The sequence below is a fragment of the Candidatus Frankia alpina genome (assembly GCF_902806485.1).
Classification (GTDB): Bacteria; Actinomycetota; Actinomycetes; order Frankiales; family Frankiaceae; genus Frankia; species Frankia alpina.
In genome coordinates, this window is sequence record NZ_CADCWT010000280.1 from 1 (window position 1) to 5,482 (window position 5,482).

5 protein-coding genes, 1 tRNA gene and 1 pseudogene are annotated in these 5,482 nt (G+C 71.0%); 5 read left to right on the forward strand and 2 right to left on the reverse strand.

The genetic code is table 11. The features are described from left to right. Positions 1–190 precede the first annotated feature (190 nt). Both G6R25_RS29125 and G6R25_RS20810 read left to right on the forward strand, forming a co-directional pair. Positions 191–1,500: pseudogene (locus G6R25_RS29125) on the forward strand (replication initiator). Next, positions 1,497–1,700 (forward strand): helix-turn-helix domain-containing protein, encoded by a 204-nt coding sequence (locus G6R25_RS20810; RefSeq protein ID WP_136449751.1) that lies wholly within the window; start codon positions 1,497–1,499, stop codon positions 1,698–1,700. Before G6R25_RS29125 ends, G6R25_RS20810 begins: the two are co-directional and overlap by 4 nt. 247 nt (positions 1,701–1,947) lie before the next feature. On the opposite strand, the gene G6R25_RS20815 is transcribed toward G6R25_RS20810, so the two are convergent. Then, positions 1,948–2,024: transfer RNA gene (locus tag G6R25_RS20815), tRNA-Ile, on the reverse strand. Positions 2,025–2,583: 559 nt separating this feature from the next. Here G6R25_RS20815 and G6R25_RS20820 point away from each other — a divergent pair. Then, on the forward strand, positions 2,584–3,462 hold the full coding sequence (locus tag G6R25_RS20820; RefSeq protein ID WP_163554275.1) for an effector-associated domain EAD1-containing protein: 879 nt from the start codon (positions 2,584–2,586) through the stop codon (positions 3,460–3,462). A gap of 45 nt (positions 3,463–3,507) precedes the next feature. On the opposite strand, the gene G6R25_RS20825 is transcribed toward G6R25_RS20820, so the two are convergent. Further along, on the reverse strand, positions 3,508–4,131 hold the full coding sequence (locus G6R25_RS20825; RefSeq protein WP_163554276.1) for a TetR/AcrR family transcriptional regulator: 624 nt from the start codon (positions 4,129–4,131) through the stop codon (positions 3,508–3,510). A 156-nt stretch (positions 4,132–4,287) separates the two neighbouring features. Here G6R25_RS20825 and G6R25_RS31990 point away from each other — a divergent pair, with 156 nt between their 5' ends. Continuing rightward, positions 4,288–4,860, forward strand: coding sequence for an NAD(P)-binding protein (locus G6R25_RS31990; RefSeq protein ID WP_235949280.1), 573 nt, complete (start codon positions 4,288–4,290; stop codon positions 4,858–4,860). A 52-nt stretch (positions 4,861–4,912) separates the two neighbouring features. Then, positions 4,913–5,479, forward strand: coding sequence for an FAD-dependent oxidoreductase (locus G6R25_RS31995; RefSeq protein ID WP_268904195.1), 567 nt, complete (start codon positions 4,913–4,915; stop codon positions 5,477–5,479). The last annotated feature ends 3 nt before the right edge of the window (positions 5,480–5,482 follow it).

Sequence of the window (5,482 nt, forward strand, 5' to 3'; positions counted from 1 at the left end):
CCTGGCGCGCCTGGGAAGCACAGTCCCGCCGCCGCTGACCGCCGGCCACACGCACCCACCCCGCCGGTAGCCACCGGCACCGTTCCGCCTCCGTTCTGCCTCGACTCGACCCCGTCGACGTCGGGCGCTGAACCCTGTCCCCAGCGAGGCACCCACAGTGACAGAACATGCACAATCCGACGATCCGCCGGTGGCGGGCGGCTGCGCCCATCCCATCAGCCTCCTCGGACACCTCGACCACCTCGATACCTGCACCGGCGAAATCCGCCGTGCCCTCACCGCCACCGAACTCCCGGGCGGCGCGCTCCACGTCCGCTGCAACAACCGACGCGCGAGCGCCTGCCCCTCCTGCTCCCGGCTCTACGCCTACGACGCCCGACGCATCGTTCTGGCCGGACTCGTCGACCCCCCGGACACCCCTGCGGCCTTGGCTGGCCATCCCGCGCTGTTCATCACCCTCACCGCGCCCAGCTTCGGACCCGTCCACTCCCGCCGCACCCCCGGACCCCGCGCCCAGACTTGCCGGCCCCACCGGGGCACCTGCTCCCACGGACGTCCCCTCGGCTGCCCCGCCCACCACCCGGACACCGACGTCCGCCTCGGCACCCCTCTCTGCCTCGACTGCTACGACTACGCCGGCGCCGTCACCTGGAACACCATGGCTCCCACCCTGTGGAAGCACACCCGCGACCGGCTGGAATCCGCGGTTGCCGCATCGGCCGGACTCACCGTCTCCACGTCCACGCCGTCATGCGCATCGACGGGCGTACCACCAACCCAGACATCACGGCCCCGCCGCCTGCGTGGACCACAACCGACCTCGTCACCGACTGCCTGCGTCACGTCCTGGCCACAATCGCCGCCGAGGCCCCCGACCCCCACCAGCCAACCGCGCCCGTCGCCACCATCCCCATCCGCTGGGGAGAACAGCACGACATCCGGCCCATCAGCCTCGACGGATCGACCAGCACCGGCAAAGTCGCCAACTACCTGGCGAAGTACTTGACGAAGTCCGTCCACAGCGGCGGGACACTCGACCGGCCGGTCCGTAGCCCCGTCTACCTCGCCCGGCTCCTGATACCCGCCCATACCCGCCGCCTCGTCGAAACCTGCTGGCAGCTCGGCGCCCATGCCGACTTCGCCACGGCACTCGACACTGCAGCTCGACGCCAACCCGGCCCCACCCCTGGCCTCATCCGCTGGTCCCACACCCTCGGCTACGGCGGGCATTGGCTCTCCAAGAGCCACCGGTATTCCACAACGTTCGGCGCCCTTCGCACCGCTCGTCGCGACCACGCACGCGTGACGGCCGCCGTCCTCGCCGGCAACCCGCTCACCGACGCCTTCGGCCGACCCCCCGGCGACCCTGCGACCGCGATCCTGGGCGCCTGGCGCTACGCCGGCCGCGGTGAAGCGTCCGCCGAACGCAACGTCGGCGCTGCACCGCCCGGCGGTTCCCCTTCCGATCCGGACCTGGCGCGCGCCGGAGGCTCACGATGACTGACCGGCCCCTCGGCCGTGCCCCGTTGTGGACCGTGCAGGATCTCGCGCGGTACCTCGGCGTCCCGGTGAACACCATCTACAAGTGGCGCGTCACTGGCGACGGCCCGCCTGCCCTCAAGGTCGGCCGGCACGTCCGATACCGGGAAGACGACGTCAACGGCTGGCTCACGACACTCCGTGATCGCTCAAGCCAGTGAGACAGCACCGGGCGATGGCTCCCCGGGCCCGCAGGGGAGACCGCCACGCGGATGCGGCTGAGGTGATCTCCATAATGCACGTTGACCGCGTGACGGTAGTCCTATGCCATCGGGAGTCGCCCTGCTCGGCGGCAAAAATCAAGATCGAAGCGCGGAAGATGATCCACCCAAAGTGCGGGGTAAGTACGGGATGATCTCGATCGATGATCGCTCGGAAGGTTTGGATTAGCCTTTCTACCTGCGGCGATGGTGGGGCGGGTGGGGCTCGAACCCACGACCGACGGATTATGAGTCCGCTGCTCTAACCGGCTGAGCTACCGCCCCCTGGACTGCTCCTCGGGCCTCCGGCCGTGCCGGAGCGCCGAGTGCCTACAGCCTAGCGGGTGGGTTCGGGCGGCAGGGGCGCCCGTCCGGTGATGGGTGATCGCAACGGCGGGGGTGCCGAAGCATCGATGGCGGACGGGCGGTGATGGTGACGTCCGGGCGGTGGTGGTGACGTTGTGGCGTGTTCACAGCTTCGCGCGGGTCGACAAGGCGCGCAGGTCGGCCTGCACCTGCGCGCTGAGCGGCTGGTCGACCGCAAGGAACTCGTAGTACTGGTACTTGCTCAGCAGCCCCGAACATCCGGCGCGGTCTCAGGGAACACCATGATTGTCGGGATGGGGGCCTTGACGGGCGGCGAGGGGCGGGGCGGCCACTGGAGTGTCTGATCAAAATCTTGCCAGTCCCTGCGGGGCACCCGCCTCCTCCCGGAACGAGGTCCGCACCTCCAGTGCGGCTCACGGAGAAACCGGGCCGCGTACAGTGATCCTCCGCCGCCTGGTCGGGGGAGGGGAAGATCGCCGGGATTTCTGTCGGTTCTCACACCGCCGACATCGGGGCGATGTCGGTGTCCCTTGGGCTGTCGCTCATGGGATTGGCGCCCGTTCTGCTCGCCGGCAGCGTCCTTCTCGCCCCGCTCGCTTCGGCACGGCCTCGGGGGACGCGGCAGCGGCAGCAGCGTCGGGCTCGCGCGAGGGTGGCCCGGGCTACGGGTGCGCTCGCAGTCCGGCTGGATCTGCTGCCGGCCGATCGGGTGGTCGACGTCGTGGCCCAGCGCGGCCGCATCGTCGTCCGTACCCACCTGATGTTGAGCGTTCCGTTCGCCGTGATGTCGATCGGCTTTCTGCTGACGTCGGAGGGCGTGCTCCTGCGGGACTTCGCACGTTCTCACGGCGACGTTCCCCTACTGACGATGTCCAGAGTGCTCGTTGTCATGGCGGCGTACCTGATCTTTCTGGCTGCCGCCGTGGGCGTTCAACGATCGGTCTGGAACCGGCATCCGGACCTCTTCGCGGCCGTTGCGGGGACCCTCGCGGCGCTCGTTGAGCAGCGGTTCGGGGACCTGCCCAGGGGGGGGCGGGACGGGGACGTGATCGCGCGGATCCAGGAAGTCTGGGATGCCGAACTTGCGGCGGCTAGGATCTACACCTCGTCCGCGGCGGACCAGGTGTTGTCCCGGCTGGAGTATCCCCGGGAACAGCGCCCGAACATCGATTATTACCGACCCGACGTGGCCTGGCGGGAGATCTTCCACGACTCCGAGGTGGGGATGGTCGAGGACCCGTATCGACGGATGCTCGCCGTGGCGCTCGAAACGTACTGTGCGAATCCGGTTCTGGCGGATCTGGCGCACCGATATGACGTGCCTGTGCCGGCGAAACGTGACCCTTTCCGCCGGATGAAGGGCTCGAAGCGGTGGCTGCGTCGGCCGCCCTTGTGACACTGCTGCCGCATTAAACGCCGGGGTGGGCGGGCCGGTGGTGGATCATGCCGGGCCGGGCGGGGAGGCGGCCACGGCCGTCCAGCCGTGCTCGAGCAGCGCGAAGATCCGTTCCAGCGCGCGGTCGCTGTCGGCGTCGGTGATGGTGCTCGTGATGGCGAGGCCGGCGGACGCCAGGGCGAAGTGGGCGAGGGCAAGGCAGGCGGGGTCGTCCGCGGGCAGCGCGCTGGCCTCGGCGATCGCGGACGCGAGTGCGGACGCGTGGCGCAGCCACATCCGGCGGGAGTGCTCGCGTAGCTCGGGGGTGCGTTCGATCAGCGCGCGGAAGTCGTCCAGGCGTGGGTCGGCGCGGCGCGCGGCGTCGCGGGCGCTGCCGAGATGGTCGCGCAGTGCCTGGGGGATCGGCTGGCCGGTCGGGCGGTTGTGGACGGCGGCGACGAGAGCGGCCTCGCGGTCGGCGTCCTCGTCGAACAGCAGCGCCACCTTGCCCTCGGGGAAGTGCTTGAACAGCGTCGTCACCGACACGTCTGCCGCGTCGGCGATCTCGCGGACGCCGACCGCGTCGAAACCGCGCGCCAGGAACAGGGCGAGCGCCGCGTCGGCCAGCGCCTGGCGGGTGGCGGCCTTCTTGCGCTCCCGGCGTCCCGGCGGCGGCGTCGTCTGGTCCATGCCGTCACGGTAGCTCAGGGTGGAACGGATCTAAAACTGAACTCGTTGCACTTTTTGATCCGTTCTGCTTTTTTGGATGTGTCCGGAGGATGACGGGCCCGTGGGTTCGGACCCGCCCCGCGCACTCCTCTCCCCGCCCACCCGGGAGTAACGATCATGAGTTCCTCGCTTGAAGCCGCGCCCATCGCCATCGTCGGAGCCGGTCCCGGTGGCCTGACCTGCGCTCGGGTCCTGCAGAACCACGGCATCGCCGTCACCGTCTACGACCTCGACGCCACGGCCGACGCACGTCCCGCCGGCGGCAGCCTCGACATGCACGCCGACTCCGGTCAGGTCGCGCTCGCCGCGGCCGGGCTGCTCGACGCGTTCCGGGCTCTGTCCCGGCCGGAGGGGCAGCAGGTGCGGGTGCTCGGCCGCGACGCCGGCGTGCTGCTCGACATGGTCCCCGACACGGCGCCCGAGGACGGCGCCCCGGAGATCGATCGCGGCCAGCTCCGCACGCTGCTGCTGGACTCCCTGGCCGCCGGCACGGTCCCGGTGGGCCCACCGGGTGACCCACCTCGAGCCGCTCGGCGGCGGCGCCCACCGGATCCACTTCGCCGGCGGCGCGTCCGCCGACCACACCCTGGTCATCGGCGCGGACGGCGCCTGGTCCCGGGTCCGGGGGCTGCTCGGCGGCGCCGTCCCGGACTACACCGGCGTCACGTTCGTCGAAGCGAACCTCGATGACGCCGACCGGCGCCATCCGCACGCCGCCGCCCTCACCGGGCACGGGATGATGATGGCGCTGCACGCCAACCGCGGACTCATCGCCCAGCGCAACAGCGGCGGCCACCTCCGCGTCTACATCGCGCTGCGCACCGAGCTCGACTGGTACGAGACGGCCGGCATCGACCTCGCCGACACCGAGCGCGTCCGCGCGGCCCTGCTGGCGGAGTTCACCGAGTGGAGCCCGTCCCTGCGCGGACTCATCACCGACAACGACGGCCCGTTCGTCAACCGGCCCATCCACGCCCTGCCCGTCCCGCACACCTGGCCGCACACCCCCGGCCTCACGCTTCTCGGCGACGCGGCGCACCTCATGTCCCCGTTCTCCGGGATGGGGGCCAACCTCGCGATGCTCGACGGCGCCGACCTCGCCCTCGCCGTCGCCGCCCACGCCCACGCCGACGCCGCGCAGGCCGGTGGCCCCAGTGCCGGCCGCCTGGACGCCGCCGTTCGCGCCTACGAGAGCGTGATGCTGCCGAGGTCGGTGGAGGCCGCCGCCGGCGCCGCCGAGGCGATCGCCGCGGCTATCGCACCCGACGCCCCGGTGGGGCTCCTCGCCCACTTCGCGTCCCGGCACTGACGG